Source organism: Streptomyces sp. NK15101 (assembly GCF_020400725.1).
GTDB lineage: Bacteria > Actinomycetota > Actinomycetes > Streptomycetales > Streptomycetaceae > Streptomyces.
The window spans coordinates 120,713-137,040 of the sequence record NZ_JAINVG010000005.1 but is presented as its reverse complement, the minus strand read 5'-3'; the positions used below and the strand labels follow the sequence as shown (position 1 = coordinate 137,040).

12 protein-coding genes are annotated in these 16,328 nt (G+C 73.5%); 7 read left to right on the top strand and 5 right to left on the bottom strand.

Going from position 1 to position 16,328, the window contains the following annotated elements; genetic code table 11:
* Positions 1-26: 26 nt before the first annotated feature.
* Genes K7G60_RS04290 through mptB form a run of 3 tightly spaced genes read left to right on the top strand, consistent with a single transcriptional unit; the run spans position 27 to position 4,347 of the window.
* Entirely contained in the window at positions 27-473 is a 447-nt protein-coding gene (locus tag K7G60_RS04290) for a hypothetical protein (RefSeq protein WP_225799423.1), read from the top strand.
* Positions 470-2,902 carry a glycosyltransferase gene (locus K7G60_RS04285; RefSeq protein WP_308080136.1) on the top strand — a complete coding sequence of 811 codons (2,433 nt, stop codon included), beginning with the start codon at positions 470-472 and terminating at the stop codon, positions 2,900-2,902. Before K7G60_RS04290 ends, K7G60_RS04285 begins: the two co-directional genes overlap by 4 nt.
* 26 nt (positions 2,903-2,928) lie before the next feature.
* Positions 2,929-4,347, top strand: a complete 1,419-nt coding sequence (gene mptB / locus K7G60_RS04280; RefSeq protein WP_225799422.1) for a polyprenol phosphomannose-dependent alpha 1,6 mannosyltransferase MptB — start codon at positions 2,929-2,931, stop codon at positions 4,345-4,347.
* Positions 4,348-4,385: 38 nt separating this feature from the next.
* On the opposite strand, the gene K7G60_RS04275 is transcribed toward mptB, so the two are convergent.
* Positions 4,386-5,966 carry an amidohydrolase family protein gene (locus K7G60_RS04275; protein ID WP_225799421.1) on the bottom strand — a complete coding sequence of 527 codons (1,581 nt, stop codon included), beginning with the start codon at positions 5,964-5,966 and terminating at the stop codon, positions 4,386-4,388.
* Positions 5,967-5,984: 18 nt separating this feature from the next.
* Complete coding sequence (locus tag K7G60_RS04270) at positions 5,985-7,292, bottom strand: alanine racemase (protein ID WP_374115582.1); 1,308 nt, start codon at positions 7,290-7,292, stop codon at positions 5,985-5,987.
* Between the two features lie 456 nt (positions 7,293-7,748).
* Between K7G60_RS04270 and K7G60_RS04265 the strand changes: the two genes are divergently transcribed.
* Genes K7G60_RS04265 through K7G60_RS04255 form a run of 3 tightly spaced genes read left to right on the top strand, consistent with a single transcriptional unit; the run spans position 7,749 to position 10,236 of the window.
* Positions 7,749-9,071 (top strand): sugar kinase, encoded by a 1,323-nt coding sequence (locus tag K7G60_RS04265; protein ID WP_225799419.1) that lies wholly within the window; start codon positions 7,749-7,751, stop codon positions 9,069-9,071.
* Entirely contained in the window at positions 9,068-9,829 is a 762-nt protein-coding gene (locus K7G60_RS04260) for an IclR family transcriptional regulator (RefSeq protein ID WP_225799418.1), read from the top strand. Before K7G60_RS04265 ends, K7G60_RS04260 begins: the two co-directional genes overlap by 4 nt.
* Positions 9,826-10,236: a RidA family protein gene (locus tag K7G60_RS04255; RefSeq protein WP_225799417.1), complete on the top strand. Its 411-nt coding sequence runs from the start codon at positions 9,826-9,828 to the stop codon at positions 10,234-10,236. The genes K7G60_RS04260 and K7G60_RS04255 overlap by 4 nt, the downstream gene beginning before the upstream one ends.
* Before the next feature lie 62 nt (positions 10,237-10,298).
* On the opposite strand, the gene K7G60_RS04250 is transcribed toward K7G60_RS04255, so the two are convergent.
* Both K7G60_RS04250 and K7G60_RS04245 read right to left on the bottom strand, forming a co-directional pair.
* Positions 10,299-11,150, bottom strand: coding sequence for a hypothetical protein (locus tag K7G60_RS04250; RefSeq protein WP_225799416.1), 852 nt, complete (start codon positions 11,148-11,150; stop codon positions 10,299-10,301).
* A 146-nt stretch (positions 11,151-11,296) separates the two neighbouring features.
* Positions 11,297-12,652, bottom strand: coding sequence for a M14 family metallopeptidase (locus tag K7G60_RS04245; protein WP_225799415.1), 1,356 nt, complete (start codon positions 12,650-12,652; stop codon positions 11,297-11,299).
* A gap of 165 nt (positions 12,653-12,817) precedes the next feature.
* Here K7G60_RS04245 and K7G60_RS04240 point away from each other — a divergent pair, with 165 nt between their 5' ends.
* The gene (locus tag K7G60_RS04240; RefSeq protein ID WP_225799414.1) at positions 12,818-14,227 is read left to right on the top strand and encodes a serine/threonine-protein kinase; all 1,410 of its coding nucleotides are present in this window, start codon (positions 12,818-12,820) and stop codon (positions 14,225-14,227) included.
* 57 nt (positions 14,228-14,284) lie between these two features.
* Here the strand turns inward: K7G60_RS04240 and K7G60_RS04235 are convergent, their stop codons facing one another.
* A complete protein-coding gene (locus K7G60_RS04235; protein WP_225799413.1) occupies positions 14,285-16,000 on the bottom strand; it encodes a chitinase in 1,716 nt (571 codons plus the stop codon).
* Positions 16,001-16,328 lie beyond the last annotated feature (328 nt).

Genomic DNA, 16,328 nt, shown 5'->3' with positions numbered 1-16,328 from the left:
TGTCGTGCTCCCTACAATGCGCGCACATGAGCCACCAGGACAACAGCGTCTTCGTCGACGCCTCGGGCCGGCGGGGCCGCAAGGTGCGGTGGGCCGCCGCCGGGGTGGGCGTGGCATGCCTCGGCTTCCTCGGGATCGTCGTCGCCGGTTCCTTCGGCGCCGGACCGGCCGGAGGGCCGCTGCCCTGGTCGGGTGACGAGCAGGACGCGCCCGCGCTCATCCAGCCCGATCCGGTCCAGACCGGGGCCCCGGGCGACACGTCCGAGCACACGGCCACCCCGCGCGGCACCACCGAGTCCCCCGGCGCCTCGGCCACCCCCACGGCGAAGGCCACGACCGAGGGCCCGTCGTCCACCCCGACGACCGCCACCACCGCCCCGCCCGTGACGGCCCCCGCGCCGACGTCGACCACCGGAGACGGCAATCCGGGCAAGTCCGACCAGGCGCCGGGCGCCACGAAGCGCCCGAAGTGAGCGTCGGGCACGGGTACGGGTACGACCCGAACGATCCATACGGGCAGGGAGCCGGGAACGCGTACGGCCACACGGGGGCCGAGGCACAGGGGTACGGGCAGGGGCAGGAGTACGGAGCCCCGGGACGGTACGCGTACGAGCCGTACGCCGGTCCCGTCCCCGGGGCGTACGACGGGTCCGCGCCCGAGCCGTACGCCGGGGGCGGTCCGTACGGGGAGCCGGAGCCGCACGCCGCCGGTGCCGGGCCCTCCGCGGAGCCCGAGCCGCACGCCGAGTACGCCCCGCACGCCGAGTACGCCCCGCACCCTCCGTACGACGCGCCGGCCGCGTCCTTCGCGTCCGCGCCCACGGTCCCGCCCGCCCCGCCCGGCGGTCCCCGGACGCGGCACGCGCTGCGCCGGGACCCCCGTGCGCACTGGGCCATGCTCTGCCTGATCCTCCTCGTCGCCACCACCGCCCTCGTCTTCGCCGGCTACGGCCGCCACGAGATAGCCGCCACCGGCGCGCCGCAGGCCCAGTGCCCCACCGCCCCCGAGACCCGGGGCGAGGGCCCCGTCGTCCAGGTGGACCAGAACGGCATCGTCCGCAGCGCCACCCCGCCCGACGGCACCGTCGCCCTCACCTACGACGGCGGCCCCAGCCCCGACTGGACCCCGCGGCTGCTCGACGTCCTCGCCGCCCGCCACGCGAAGGCGACCTTCTTCCTCACCGGCTCCGAGGCCGCCGCCCACCCCGAGCTCGTCCGCCGCATCGTCGCCGACGGCCACGAGCTCGGCTCGCACACGTACACCGACGTCGACCTCGCCCAGGTCTCGGAGACCCGCGCCGCCCTGGAGCTCTCCTTCACCCAGAACGCGCTCGGCGCGAGCACCGGCCTCGGCACCCGCCTGCTGCGGCTGCCGCACACCACGACCCTGACGACGCTCTGCGCAGGGCAGTGGGAGGCCGGCCGCCGGGCCGCCGAGGCCGGCTACGTCCTGGTCGCCGCCGACGGGAAGTCCGTCCTCCAGCTCACCGGCTCCCCGCGGGCCGTCGACGAGACCGAGAAGCTCCTCGCGCACCCCGGCGGCACCACCCGCCACACCACCGTCGGCCAGGCCCTCGGCCTCACCGGCACCACGTACCACGTCTCGGTGCTCGCCGAATGGAAGGGCGCCGCGTTCGTCCAGGCCCAGAACGCGTCCCGGGGCTTCGCCGACGCCATGACCTGGCTCCTCGTCGTGGCCGGCGTCATCACCGCCGTCCGGCTCGCCCTCCTCATCGGCGTCGCCCGGATCCACGTCCGCCGCACCCGGTCCAGGCGCCGCCGCGGCGCGCCCCGGCTGCCTCCCGTCACCGGGCCGGTCTCGATCCTCGTCCCCGCGTACAACGAGGAGGCCGGGATCGAGGCGACCGTCCGCTCCCTGCTGGCCTCCACGTACGAGGAGATCCAGGTCGTCGTCATCGACGACGGCTCCTCCGACCGGACCTTCGAGATCGCCGAGTCCATCGACGACCCGCGCGTGATGGTGGTGCGCCAGCCGAACGCCGGCAAGGCCGCCGCCCTCAACACCGGTCTCGCCTGGGCCCACCACGACATCATCGTGATGATCGACGGCGACACCGTCTTCGAGCCGGACGCCGTCCGCCGCCTGGTCCAGCCGCTCGCCGACCCCCGCGTCGGCGCGGTCAGCGGCAACACCAAGGTCGGCAACCGGCAGGGCGTCCTCGGCCGGTGGCAGCACCTGGAGTACGTGATCGGCTTCAACCTCGACCGGCGCATGTACGACGTCCTGGAGTGCATGCCCACCGTCCCCGGCGCCATCGGCGCCTTCCGCAGGGACGCGCTCGCCGGTGTCGGCGGCGTCAGCGAGGACACCCTCGCCGAGGACACCGACCTCACGATGGCGCTGTGCCGGGCCGGCTGGCGCGTCGTCTACGAGGAGTCCGCCATCGCCTGGACGGAGGCCCCGTCCACCGTCCGGCAGCTCTGGAAGCAGCGCTACCGGTGGTGCTACGGCACCCTCCAGGCCATGTGGAAGCACCGCAGGGCCGTCGTCGAGGGCGGCCAGTCCGGCAAGCTCGGCCGCCGCGGCCTCCTCTACCTGCTGCTCTTCCAGACCGTGCTGCCCCTGATCGCCCCGCTGGTCGACGTCTTCGCCGTCTACGGCCTCTTCTTCCAGGACCCCGGACAGGCCCTGGGCGTGTGGCTCGGCTTCACGGCGGTGCAGGTCGGCACTGCGGTGTACGCGCTCCGCCTCGACCGCGAGCGGTTCGAGCCGATCTGGACCCTGCCCCTGCAGATCTTCGTCTACCGCCAGCTGATGTACCTCGTCGTCGTCCAGTCCGTGGTCACCGCCCTCCTCGGCAGCCGGCTGCGCTGGCACCGGATACAGCGCACGGGCACCGCCACCGAGACCCTGGAGCGGACGGCCGTCGTGAGCCGCTGAGCGGACCGCCGGTAGGTTGTCCGCTCATGTGGGTCTTCAGTGCCTCCGGATGTCGGTGGCTGGGTGCGGGCGGGTCGCTCGCCGTCGCCGTGGGCGGATACGCGGCCGGCACCCTTCCGGTCCTCGGCGGCGGGCCGCTGTGGCAGCCGCGCGGCTCCGCGCTCACCGTCGCCGGCGCCGTCCTCGCGTACCTCGGCCTGGTCCTGCTCGTCGCCGCCTGGTGGCGCTACGGCGTCCTCCTCGCGCGTGGCCTGCGGGACGGCGTCCTCGCCACCCTCGGCTGCTGGACCGCGCCGCTGCTCCTCGCCCCGCCGCTGCACAGCGCCGACGTCTACAGCTACATCGCCCAGGGCGGGATGGTCCTGTCGGGACACGACGTGTACGGGGCCGGTCCCTCCGTCCTCGGCCCCGGCGACCCCGGCGCCGACGCGGCCGCGAGCGTCGGCGGGAACTGGACCGACACTCCCGCGCCGTACGGGCCGGCCTTCCTGCTCCTCGCCGCGGCCGTCGTGAAGGCGACCGGCGGGGCGGTCGTGCCCGCCGTCCTCGGGATGCGGCTCATCGCCCTCGGCGCGCTCGCCCTGGTCGTGTGGGCGGTGCGGGGGTTCGGGGGCGGCGGGGGCGCCCTCTGGCTCGCCGTGCTCAATCCGCTGTTCCTGATCCACGTCGTCGGCGGCACGCACAACGACGGGCTGATGATCGGCCTCATGCTCGGCGGCGTCCTGCTCGCCTCGCGCGGACGGTGGGTGCTCGGCTCCGTCCTCGTCGGCTTCGCCATGATGGTGAAGTCGCCGGCGGCCGTGGCCCTGCTCTTCATCGGAGTGATGATCGCGCGCGGGGGCGGTCTGCGGGGGCTGCTGAAGGGGCTCGCCCTGCCCGGGGCCGTGGCGGGGGCGGTGGCGGCGGGGGCGTCGGTCCTCGCCGGGACCGGGTTCGGGTGGGTGCGGACGCAGAGCGTGGCCGGGGCCATCCACACGCCGCTGTCTCTGACGAGTGACCTGGGTCTCGGGGTCGGGGTGCTCCTCACCGGGGAGCCGGACCCGGTCAGGGGCGTCCTCCAGAAGCTGGGGCTGCTTCTCGCCCTGGCCGTCATCGCCGCCCTCGCGTGGCGTGCGTATCGGGGCCTTCTCGATCCCGTCCTCGGGCTCGGACTGTCGTTGGCGGCGCTCGTCGTGCTCTCGCCGATGGTTCAGCCCTGGTATCTGCTGTGGGGGACGGTCGTCGTCGCGGCGGTTGCCTGGCGGGGGAGGGCGGGACAGGTGTTGGCCGTCGTCTCGGCGGCGCTCGTCCATGAGACGCAGCCGTCCGGGCACACGCCCTGGTACGGGTTCGTGCTTGCGGGTGTGGTGCTGGGACTCGGGCTTCTGTGGGTGCGGCGGGAACCGTGGGGTTCCCGCGTGAGCGGCACCTTGGAGGGTGCCGCTCCTGTGGGCGTCAGGCGGTAGGGGCCGGGCACAACGGGGGCGGCGGGAGATCGCCCTCCTCAGGGAGTGCGGCGGATCGATCTTCCCGCCAGCACGTCCGTCCTCTTGCCGTCCTCCATGACGAACCTGCCGTCGATCAGGACGTGCGGGATGCCCACCGGGAGGGTTCGGGGGTTCTCGTACGTCGCGCCCGACGCGACCGTCGCCGGGTCGAAGAGGACCAGGTCCGCCACGTGGCCCTCCTTCACCAGGCCCCGGTCCGGGAGGCGGAGGCGGGCGGCCGGGCGGGAGGTGAGGTGGGCGACGCACTCCTCCAGGGAGAGGACGCCGAGCTCGCGCACGTACCGCCCCAGGTACTCCGGGAACGTGCCGTACGCGCGCGGGTGCGGCTTGAGGCCCTGGAGGATGCCGTCCGAGCCGCCCGTGTGCACCCGGTGGCGCATGATCGCCCGCACGTTCTCCTCGTGGCCCACGTGCTGGAGGATCGTCGTGCCCAGGCGGTCGGCGATCAGGAGCCGGCGGGCCGTTCGCCAGTCGCCCACGCGGGTGCCCACCAGGTCCGCCAGGGCCGGGTCCGAGACGCCCGCGACCTCGATCGTGGCCCAGTCGACGGGCACCCCGTGGCAGCCGTCCGAGCCGAGCTCCTCCAGGTGGTGCCGGATCCGTTCCGCCGTGGCGGCGTCGCGGAGGCGCTCCAGGGTCGCGTCGGGGCCGCCTTCGCCCGCCCAGCTCGGGAGCAGCGCGAGCAGGGTCGTGCTGCCGGGGGTGTACGGGTACGTGTCGAGGCTGATGTCGGCGCCGGCGTCGAGGGCCTGGTCGAGGAGGGCCAGGAGCTCCGGGGCGCGGCCCTCGTTCACGTCGAAGTTCAGGGTGGCGTGGGCCAGGTGGAGGGCGCAGCCGGCCTCGCGGGCGAGCGTCACCATCTCCTCGTACGCGCGCAGTGCCCCCGCCCCGTACGAGCGGTGGTGCGGGCAGTAGTAGCCGCCGTACCGCGCCACGACCCGGCACAGCTCGGTGAGCTCGGAGTCCGGTGCGTACATCCCGGGGGTGTAGGTGAGGCCGGAGGACATGCCGACCGCGCCCTGTTCGAGGCCCTCGGCCACCAGCCGCCGCATGCGGTTCAGCTCGGCCTCGGTCGCCGGGCGGTCCTCCCAGCCCATCGCGTACATCCGGACCGTGCCCTGGGGGACGAGGTACGCGGCGTTCACGGCGATTCCGGCGTCCAGCCGGTCCAGGTACTCGCCGACCGTGCGCCAGTCGAGGTCGACGTCGGAGCCGTCGCCGTTCCAGCCGGTGATCGCCCGGCGGACCTCCGCGAGCGTGCGGTCGTCGACGGGGGCGTACGACAGTCCGTCCTGGCCCAGGACTTCGAGGGTCACGCCCTGCGCGGCCTTCGCGCCGTGGTCCGGGTCGCGGAGCAGCGCGAGGTCGCTGTGGGCGTGCATGTCGATGAAACCGGGCGCCAGGACGAGGCCCTCGGCGTCCAGGACGCGGCGGGCGGTCGGGCGCTGGCAGCCGGCCGCCGCGGCCTCCTTGACGATCGAGACGATCCGGCCGTCCTCGATCCCCACGTCGGCCCGGTAGGAGTCGCCGCCGCTGCCGTCGACGACCTCCGCGTCGCGGAAGACGAGATCCATCACCCCGGCGCTCCCTCGCTCCTAGAAGAACGTGCGGATGTGGTCGACCACCGTGCCGTCCGCCTCGACGAGCGGGATCAGCTGCCACTTGTCGAAGATCGTGCAGGGGTGCGACAGGCCCATCCCCACCCAGTCGCCGACCTCCAGGTCCGCGCCCGGTTCGGTGCGGAGCCAGGCGTGCTGGTCGGAGAGGCCCGTCACGGTGATGCCCTCCGCGGCGCGGATCTCACCCGTGCGGGCGTCGCGGACCGCCTGCGCCTCGGGGAGGTGCAGGTCGTGGGCGGCGTCCCGCTTGCCCGCGTTGGTGAAGGCCTGCTCGGCGGTGGGGCGGGAGACCACCTGGGACCAGAGGCGGAACGCGGGCCGCAGCGCGCCCTCCTCGGGGATCCGGTTGAAGGGGGTGCGGTCGCGGTACTGGCCGTCGTCGTGCGAGACGTACGCGCCGGAGCGCAGCAGCTTCAGGACGGGGAGGGAGAGGCCGGGGATCTCCGCGAAGACCTCGGCGACCGTGTCGAACCACTCGCTGCCGCCCGCGCTCACCACGATCTCGCCGATGGCGGGGTCGAAGCGGCCGGCCTTGTCGAAGTCGGCCGCGAGCCCGACGAGCCGGTGCAGCCACTCGCGCACCGAGTCGGCGTCGGCGCCGGGCATCGTGCCCTCGTACCCGGCGACGCCGACGAGCCGCAGGGTGGGGGCGGCCGCGACCGCGTCGGCGACGACCGCGCACTCCCGCTCCGTCCGGACGCCCGTGCGCCCGGTCGAACCGGCGGCCAGCTCGACGACCACGTCCACGGGGCGGGCCGCGCCGGCCGCGCGCAGGGCCTCGTCCATCAGCTCGACGCCGCGCACGGAGTCGACGTAGCAGACGAAGCGGAAGTCCGGGTCGGCGTCGAGCTCGGCGGCGAGCCAGCGCAGGGCGACGGGGTCCACGAGCTCGTTGCCCAGGAAGATCCGGGAGATGCCGTGGGCGCGGTAGACGCGGGCCTGGTGGGGGACGGCGGCGGTGATGCCCCAGGCGCCGTGCTCCAGCTGCCGGTCGAAGAGCTGGGGGGCCATGGAGGTCTTGCCGTGCGGGGCGAAGGCGAGGCCGTGGCGCTCGGCGTAGGTCTCCAGGAGGCGCAGGTTGTGCTCGACGGACTCGGCGGAGAGGGCGAGGACGGGGGTCGTGTAGCCGCCGGTGAAGAGGTTGCGCCGCTGGGCGGAGAGCTCGCCGACCGTCAGGCCCTCGGCGTCCGGGGGCAGGGCCTTGAAGCGGTGGTCGACGCGCTCGTTCGCCAGGTCGGGCATGGGGCCTCCTCGTTGGGGCGTTGCAGGATGTGCAACGCTCATTGCGCACAGTGCTCAACGCTGTCTAACATCCGGGCCGAGGCCGGGTCAATGGACCCGTACGAGTCGAGTCACAGGGAGCCGACCATGAGCGGACCCGCGCCCGTGGACGGGGCCCCGGGGGTCGGCTGCCGGGGTGTCGGCTGCCGGGACGTCGGTTGCCGGAGGGCTGTCAGCCCGGAGGCTGCCCACCCTGAGGCTGTCAGCCCGGAGGCTGCCCACCCTGAGGCTGTCAGCCCGGAGGCTGCCCGCCCTGAGGCTGTCAGCCCGGAGGCTGCCCGCCCTGAGGCTGTCAGCTTGGAGGCTGCCCGCCCTGAGGCTGCCCGCCCTGAGGCTGTCCGCCTGGAGGCTGTCCATCCCGAGGCTGTCAGCCCGGAGACTGTCCGCCCCGAGGCTCCCCGCCCCGAGGCTGCCCACCCCGAGGCCGTCCGCCCGGACGCCGTCTGCCTCGGCGAGTCCATGGTCACCTTCCTGCCCACCCGGCCCGGCCGCCTCGCCGACGTCCCCTCCTTCACCCGCGCGATCGGCGGCGCCGAGTCCAACGTCGCCTGCGCCCTCGCCGCCGCCGGACACCGCGTCCGCTGGGTCGGCCGCGTCGGCCGCGACGGCTTCGGCGACCACCTCGTCGACGCGATCGCGGCGCACGGGGTCGACGTCGGCGCCGTCGGCCGCGACCCGCACCGGCCGACCGGCGTCTACTTCCGCACCGACGCGGACCGGGCGACGGACGCCCACGAGGTCGTCTATTACCGGGCCGGGTCCGCGGCCTCGGCGATGTCGCCGGCCACCGTCCCGTACGACTCCGTGGCCGGAGCCCGGATCCTCCACCTGACCGGCATCACCGCGGCGCTGTCCGCGGACTGCCTGGCCTTGATGCGGGAGCTCACCGCCCCGCGCGCCGGGCGGCCGCTCGTCTCGTTCGACGTGAACCACCGGGCGGGGCTGTGGCGGGACGGCGGCGCCTCCGCCGTACTGCTGGACCTCGCCCGCCGGGCGGACATCGTCTTCGTGGGCGCGGACGAGGCGGAGCGGTTGTGGGGCGTGGCGGAGCCGGATGCGATCCGGGCGGTGCTGGCGGAGCCGGCGGTGCTCGTGGTGAAGCGGGGCGGGGAAGGGGCGGTGGCGTTCGAGCGCCGCGCGGCTTCCTTCCCCACCCCGCCCCTTCCCGAACCGGGGGCAAGCCCCCAGGCCCCCGTACGGCCTGCGGCCGTGCCCCCGGACGCCGGGCGGGCTGATGTCCAGCCCCGCCGGCGCTTGAGGCGGGGGGCCCGGGGCGGAGGCCCGGTTCGGGAAGGGGCGGGGTGGGGAAAGGCCCCGCGCAGCGGCCCCGCACCCGCGCTCGGCGGTCCCGCTCCGGACGGCCCCGCACCTGCCGCACCCGAGGCCCCCGACGGCTCCGCATCCCCCGCACCCGTCCCCGACGGCTCCGCATCTCCCGCCCACCGCGGGCGCGACACCGTCACCCCCGCTCCCGCCCTCCGCGGGCGCGACACCGTCACCCCCGTCCCCGCCCCCCGCGTCACCGTCGTCTCCCCCGTCGGAGCCGGAGACGCCTTCGCCGCCGGTTTCCTCTCCGGGACCCTCCGCGGGCTCGACATGAGGACCCGGCTCCGGCACGGGCACCTCGCGGCCGCCGCGGTCCTCACCACGGCCGGGGACCTGGCGCGGCCTCCCCGCCGGGCCCGCGCCGACCGGCTGGCCGCGCTCGACGACACCGCCTGGGGCACACTTCACCTCGGCCCCGGCTGGACGGGGGACGACCAGGAGGTACGCACGCCATGAGCCAGACCGTCGACCGGGCGCTCAGCATCCTGCCGCTGCTCGCCCAGGGCCCCGCCGATCTCGGGCAGGTCGCCGAGCGGCTCGGCGTCCACAAGTCCACGGCCCTGCGGCTGCTGCGCACCCTCCACGAGCACGGCCTCGTCCACCGGCAGCAGGACCAGCGCTACCGTCTCGGCGCCCGTCTCTTCGCGCTCGCCCAGGAGGCCGTCGAGAACCTCGACGTCCGCGAGATCGCCCACCCCTACCTCGTCGCCCTCAACGAGCGGATCGGGCACACGGTCCACCTCGCGGTGTACGAGGAGGGCGAGGTCGTCTACATCGACAAGGTCGAGAGCCGCTACCCGGTCCGCATGTACTCGCGCATCGGCAAGCCCGTCGCGATCACCGTCGCCGCCGTCGCCAAGCTGCTCCTCGCCGACCTGCCCGAGCCGGAGCGGCGCGCCGTCGCCGCGAAGCTCGACTACCCCCCGTACACGCCCCGTTCGACGCCGAACGCCGCCGCCTTCCTCAAGGAGCTGGCGACCGTGCGCGAACAGGGGTGGGCCACCGACCTCGGCGGCCACGAGGAGTCCATCAACTGTGTCGGCGCGCCCGTCCGGGGCGCCGACGGGCGGGTCGTCGCCGCCATGTCGGTCTCGGCGCCCAACGTGGTCGTCACCGCCGAGGAACTCCTCACCCTCCTCCCGGAGGTGCGCGGCACCGCGGACGCGATCAGCCGCGAGTACTCCGGTCGGCCTGCTACGAAGGACATCGCATGAGCGAGAAGACCGCGATCACCCCCGCCACCCACACCGCCCCGCCCGCGAAGTTCTCGCACGGCGTGCGGAAGGGCAACATCCTCCAGGTCGCCGGCCAGGTCGGCTTCCTGCCCGCCGCCGGGGGCGGGGCCCCCACGGTCGCGGGCCCGACCCTGCGCGAGCAGACCCTGCAGACCCTCGCCAACGTCAAGGCGATCCTGGAGGAGGGCGGCGCGGGCTGGGACGACGTGATGATGATGCGGGTCTATCTCACCGACGTGGACCACTTCGCCGAGATGAACGAGATCTACGACGAGTACTTCGAGGAGCAGGACCTCAAGGCCCCCGCCGCCGCCCGCACCACGGTCTACGTCGGCCTCCCGCCGGGCCTCCTCGTCGAGATCGACGCCCTCGCCGTCCTCGGCTGAGGCGGGTCCCCCGGTCCGAGCACGACCGAGCGGGCCGCACCTTCCGGGGCGTGACCCGCTCGTCAGGTCGAAGCGGGCTCGGTGCGGTCCGACGGGGAGTCGTGAACGTGCACGAACTCCACGCCCACGACTTCCCCGTCCACGAATTCCGCGTCTGCCGCTCGATGCGTCGGTTTCGTCAGCTCCAAGCCGGCGAGATGCTTCTTCAGTCTCTTCGCCATGGGGCGGTAGGTCGCGAAAGTGAGTCCGCCGGAAACAACGGCACCGACGACGGGGATGGCCTTCGAGACGGTCTTCGCGAAGGTCTGCTTCGTCATCTGAACGCCGAGGTATCCGGCGACCTTCTTGACGATCGGATAGACGACGCCCTGGGTGAGTGCCTTCTGGGGCAGCTTCTTGGCGACCTCCTTCGACATCATCCCCGCGATCTGCCCCACAGCGGCGTTCGCCGACTGGGTGCCGAACATCACGCCGAAGAAGAGCGTGAGGACGCCCTTGGTCGCGTCGTCGATGCCGTCGCTGTCGCCGGAGAACAGATCGGGCCAGCTGTAGAGGTAGGCGAGCTTCTGCGCGATCCGCAGCATGTGACCGAAGTACTGGGCCATATCGGCGGGCACGGTGGCCGGAAGGGCGATGAAGCCGGGTATCCCGGCAGCCGCGGAGAGAGCGCTGGCCTTGGCGGTCTCGTAGCCGATGGAGTCGTCGGCCGCTCTGTCCAGAACCTCGAGGGGGATACCCGCCGCCGCGGGGGTCTCCTCGATCGCTCTGCGGATGTCGTCCTCGGAGCAATAGCGAGCCAATGCCTTTCGGAGGTACGCCTCCCTCTGGATACGCACACCCGGAAGGCTTGCCGCGCTCGCCAGCACCGCGGAGAACCGCGACTCCGGGTTCTCCGTCACCTCACCTTTGGCCATGGCCAGAACCTACAACACCCCGACGGACGCCGATTCGGTTTCAACAGCACTGCCGAGGCGGGCTATTGGTGTCAAGGGGCGTACGGCTGGTCTGTCCGAAGCCGGGGCCGACGGGAGTCCCCGCCGGCCCCGGTTCGTTCATCCGCTCAGGCCGCGCAGTACTGCGCCTGCTTGCCGATCGAGCGGTACATGCAATCTGCGTTCTCCAGGAGCTGGAGGACGGCGTCGCGGTTGCGGCTCGTCTCGCGCTCGATGACCTCGTCGGGCGGGTAGAAGCCGCCGCCCCAGGAGGAGGTCGGGTACATCTCGAAGGTGTACGCGAAGATCCTGTGCGCACCCCACAGGTAGTCGTCGATCGAGCCGTCCGTGATGTACAGGTCGCTGGACTGCTCGGGCGTGTAGCCGTTGCTCGCGGCCATCTTGCCGCCGACGGCCGCGAAGGCGTCGCGGTCGTCCTGGGTCATGCCGGTCGTGGTGTCGGCCGTGGTCCAGCCGAAGGGCCAGAGGACCAGTTCGCTGTACGTGTGGAAGTCGATGGCCGCCGTGATCTGCTGCTTGCCGCCGACCACCCGGGAGCGGACGAAGTCGGAGACCACCTTCACCTCGGGGGCGGACTCGGGGGCCGTGCCGCGGTAGGTCTCGGAGCTCTTCGTCCCGGAGGAGCCGCCGCAGCAGCCCCACTTGTAGTCCCAGTTCCGGTTGAGGTCGGTGCCGATGTAGGAGGAGTTGGCGTTGGGCTGACGGTTCTTGCGCCAGCTGCGGTAGGAGCCGGAGGCGATGTCGTACTCGCCGCCGTCCGGGTTGAGGTCCGGGACGATCCAGATCTCGCGGCCGTTCACGGCGTTGGTGATCCGGGGGTCGGTGCCGTAGCCCGCGCCGAGTTCGCGCAGCAGGTAGAGCGCCATCTCGACGGTGAGGTGCTCGCGGGCGTGCTGGTGGTGGGTGAAGAGGACCTCGGGCTCGTTCTCGTCGGTGGCGACGTTGTCGCTGACCTTGATGGCGACGATGTCCCGGCCCTGGTACGTCTTGCCGATGACCCGCTTGCTCATGATGGACGGATGGGCGGCGAGGCGCTGGTCGATCTCCGCGTTCATCTCCGCGTGGTTGTGGTACTTCGCGTCGGCGGAGGGGAAGTCGAGCGGGCCGGCCGTCTTGTCGCCCTCGGCGGCGCGGTTCGGCGGGCCAGGCAGGGCGACCGGCTCGTAGCCGAGGGCCTTGAGCCGCGCGAGCTGTTGGGTGTTGGCGCTGACGACGACCGAGCGGGCGTCGACCTCGTCGATCGAGACGCCGGTGGCGGTCAGCGCGGTGCGGGCGGCGACGGTGGAAGGTCCGGCGATCTCGTACTGCCGGATCACCTCCTCGGCGCCGGCGGCGATACGGGCGGCGGTCGGCGCCGGGTCGGCCCCGGCGGGCGTGGTGAGCGCGGAGAGGGGCGCCGCGAGGGCGAACGCCACGAGGGCCGCGAGGGTGGCGGACCTTCTGCCGCGAAGGGGACGTCGCATGCTGTCTCCTGGGTGGGGAGTGTGGGGGAGTGCGACCGGGTCGTGCGGGTGTCCGGACGGATGACGGTCCGGACGGATGACGGTCCGGACGCGTGAGTGTCCGGCCACATGGTCCGGCTATGTCATGAACGGGTCAAGGTGGGAAGTTCGGCCATACTGTCCCGCGTGGGGACCCTCATCGGTAGATACGTCATCGAGCACAAGCTAGGCGAAGGCGGCATGGGCACCGTCTATCTGGCCCGATCGCGTGGCGGGCGCGCCGTCGCCGTCAAGGTCGCGCGGCCGGAACTCGCCGCCGATCCGTCCTTCCGCGCCCGCTTCCGCGCCGAGGTCGCCGCGGCCCGGCAGGTCGGCGGATTCCACACCGCGCAGGTCGTCGACGCCGACCCCGAGGCGGAGTCCCCCTGGCTCGCCACCGCCTACATCCCGGGGCCCACCCTCTCCGGGCTCCTCACCGCCGAAGGCCCCATGGACGAGGGCCGGCTGCGCTCCCTCGGCGCCGCGCTCGCCGAGGCCCTGGAGGCGATCCACGCCTGCGGGCTCGTCCACCGCGACCTCAAGCCCGGCAACATCGTCATGGCCGCCGACGGGCCGCGCGTCCTCGACTTCGGGATCGCCCGCGCCCTGGAGTCCACCCGGCTCACCGCCACCGGCTCCGCCTTCGGCACCCCCGGCTACCTCGCCCCCGAGCAGGCACTCGGCGAGGAGGTGACCGGCGCCGCCGACGTCTTCGCGCTCGGTGCCGTCCTCGTGGCCGCGGCCGGCGGGCGGCCCTTCGGCGAGGGGACGCCGATGGGGCTCATGTACCGGTCGGTGCACGAGGCCCCCGACCTCGGCGCCGTACCGGAGGCGCTGCGGTCGCTGGTGGGGCGCTGCCTCGCCAAGGACCCCGCCGAACGGCCCGCTCCGGACGCCATCATGGACGAGCTGATGGAGGGTCGGCCCGGGGCCGGGGCCGGGGCCGGGGCCGGGGCCGGGGCCGGGGCCGTGGCTGGGACTGGGGCCGGGGCTGGATCCGGGGCCGGGGTGGGAGCGTTCGGGCCGCCCGTGGCGCCCTCGGTGCCGTTCGTGGTGCCGGACCCCCGGGTGGCTGCCGCGACGCCCGCCGTCGCGGTGCCGCTGCCCGCGCCCCAGGTCCCGCCCGCCGACGCCGTGCCCGCGCCCTTCGGTGCCGTACCGCAGCCCGGCCACGCGCTGCCGCCGATGCCGAGCGCCGGAGTCCAGGACGCCGTTCCCGGCGCCGTACCGCACCCCGCCCCCCACCACCTGCCGCCGCCGCCCCTCGTGCCGCCGCGGCCCGCGCCGGACTTCGCCGCCGCCGACCGGAACTCCGGTGTCGCCGTCGACGGGAGCGGGGTGTCCCTGCACTCCTTCGGCGAGGAGGCCGACTTCCTCTGGAGCGAGATCGGCGCCGTACGGTACGAGCCCGTCCGGCGCGGCCGGGTGCTGCGCGTCGCCGTCACGCTCTACGACGGCTCGGTCTACGACTGCGAGGTCGACGGCCGCCGCGCCGCCCGGGTCGGCGAGTGGATCCGGCTGCTCGACCCGGTGCTGCGCCACTACCTGCCCGTCTGAGAAAGAGGCGCGGCGCCACCGGGGGAGCGGTGGCGCCGCGCCGTCACTTCGGGGCGGTTACGGCAGGTTGTGCACGTGCGGGCCCACCGCGTTCGACCAGGCGTTGCCGGCCGTCGCGTCCCAGTTGGTCGACCAGGTCATGGCGCCGCGCAGCGCCGGCCAGGTCTGGGCGGGCTTGAAGGTGCCGCATCCGGTGCCCCTGGTCAGGCAGTCGAGCGCGTTCTTCACGACCTGCGGGTCGACGTAGCCGCTGCCCGCGCCCCGCGTGGAGGCGGGGACGCCCAGGCCGACCTGGGACGGCGCCAGCCCGCCCTGGAGCTGGATGCAGGCGAGGGCGGTGAGGAAGTCCACCGAGCCCTGGCTGTAGACCTTGCCGTCGCAGCCCAGCATCGAACCGCTGTTGTAGTACTGGGTGTTGACCACCGTGAGGATGTCCTTCACGGCGAGCGCGGTCTTGAAGTACTCGGAGCCCGTGTTCTGCATGTCGATGGTCTGCGGGGCCATCGTCAGGACCATCGAGGAGCCCGCCTTGGCGGAGAGCTGCCGCAGCGCCTTGGTGAGGTACGTGGAGTTGACGCCGTGCTCCAGGTCGATGTCGATCCCGTTGAAGCCGTACTCCTGCATCAGGGCGTACGCGCTGTCGGCGAAGGCGGTCGCGGTGGCGTCACTGTTGATGGTGACGTTGCCCTTCTCGCCGCCGACGGAGAGGATCACGGACTTGCCGGCCGCCTTCTTGGCCGCGATGTCGGCCTTGAAGTCGGCGACCGAGGCGTAGCCGACGGCCGGGTCGAGGTTGAAGGTGATCTGGCCGGGCGTGGCGGTGGAGTCCGCGAAGGAGACGGCGATGATGTCGTACGCCGCCTGGACGTCCCGCAGCTTCTGCTTCGCGGCGCCGTTGTCGAAGTTCTGCCAGTAGCCGGTGACGGCGTGCCTGGGCACGGCCGGGCCGGGGCCCGGGTCGGTGGGCTTCGCGGTGCGGGCCGTCACGGCGGCGGACTTCGCGGACTCGCCGGCGGCGTTCGTCGCGGAGACCTGGAACTGGTACGCGGTGTCGGCGGTGAGCCCCGTGACGGTGGCCGACGTGCCGGTCACCGTCTGCGGGTTGCCGCCGTCCCGGTACACCTTGTAGCCCGTGGCGCCGGAGACCGCGCCCCAGCTCAGGGCGACGGAGCTGGTGGTGACGGTGCCGGCGGCGAGACCGGCCGGGGTGGACGGGACGGTCGGGTCGGGGTCCTGGCCGCCGCCCCCGTCGGGTCCGAAGACGCTCACGTCGTCGACGGAGTAGGGGGAGGTGCCGTACCAGCCGTGGGTGTAGATCTGTACGGAGGTGGTGGAGGCGCCGGTGGTGAAGGTGGTCGTGAGCTGCTTCCAGGAGGCGCTGTCGGGCGTCCAGGTGGAGACGTCGGTGGTGCCGGTGCCGGTGGCGCCGAGGTAGGCGTAGCCGCCCTGGACCCAGGCGCTCAGCGTGTACGTCGAGTTGGGCTTCACGGTCACGGTCTGCACGCACTTGGCGTTGTCGAGACCGGCCGGGGTGGCGCGGAGGGCGCCGGCGCCGGTGCGGACGGGGGAGGAGACGGTGGCGCCGCTCCCGGCGGAACAGGACCAGTAGGCGAGGCCGTTCTCGAACCCGGCGTTCCTGGCGACGTTGACGTCCGCCGCCTGTGCGGTGCCGGCTCCGCCGACGAGGACGAGCCCGGAGCCGACGGCGAGCGCGAGCGCTCCGCCGAGCAGACGGCGTCCGTGCGGACGGGTGGGGGTGCGGTCCACGTGCATCCTCCGGTGGGGGAGTCGGTGAGGTGGAGGTGCCGTACGTCGTCGTACGGAGGGGAGGTGCGGGTACGGGGGTACCGGCGGCGGCCACCGCTGTCGCAACAAGTTGGTCCAGACCAATCGCGTTGTCAATACCCCGCGCCGGCAACGGCGTTCGGTCGGAAGCGAGGTGCCGAGGTCAGGGCCCGGTCCCGGGGTTCGAGGTCAGGGCGCAAATTAGTGGGGGCAGCTTGGCGGATTGTGTGTTCACCACCCCGGGGGACGCGGATAAGGTGCAGAGACGGCGGCACCCTGCGGTGACGCCGCGAACGCGGTAAGTGATCCGCGGCCC

Coding starts and splice junctions, on each gene's coding strand:
- K7G60_RS04290 (WP_225799423.1), top strand. CDS start 27: ATGAGCCACCAGGACAACAGCGTCTTCGTCGACGCCTCGGGCCGGCGG.
- mptB (WP_225799422.1), top strand. CDS start 2,929: ATGTGGGTCTTCAGTGCCTCCGGATGTCGGTGGCTGGGTGCGGGCGGG.
- K7G60_RS04270 (WP_374115582.1), bottom strand. CDS start 7,292: ATGAGCGTTGCACATCCTGCAACGCCCCAACGAGGAGGCCCCATGCCC.
- K7G60_RS04265 (WP_225799419.1), top strand. CDS start 7,749: ATGGTCACCTTCCTGCCCACCCGGCCCGGCCGCCTCGCCGACGTCCCC.
- K7G60_RS04260 (WP_225799418.1), top strand. CDS start 9,068: ATGAGCCAGACCGTCGACCGGGCGCTCAGCATCCTGCCGCTGCTCGCC.
- K7G60_RS04255 (WP_225799417.1), top strand. CDS start 9,826: ATGAGCGAGAAGACCGCGATCACCCCCGCCACCCACACCGCCCCGCCC.
- K7G60_RS04250 (WP_225799416.1), bottom strand. CDS start 11,150: ATGGCCAAAGGTGAGGTGACGGAGAACCCGGAGTCGCGGTTCTCCGCG.
- K7G60_RS04245 (WP_225799415.1), bottom strand. CDS start 12,652: ATGCGACGTCCCCTTCGCGGCAGAAGGTCCGCCACCCTCGCGGCCCTC.
- K7G60_RS04235 (WP_225799413.1), bottom strand. CDS start 16,000: ATGCACGTGGACCGCACCCCCACCCGTCCGCACGGACGCCGTCTGCTC.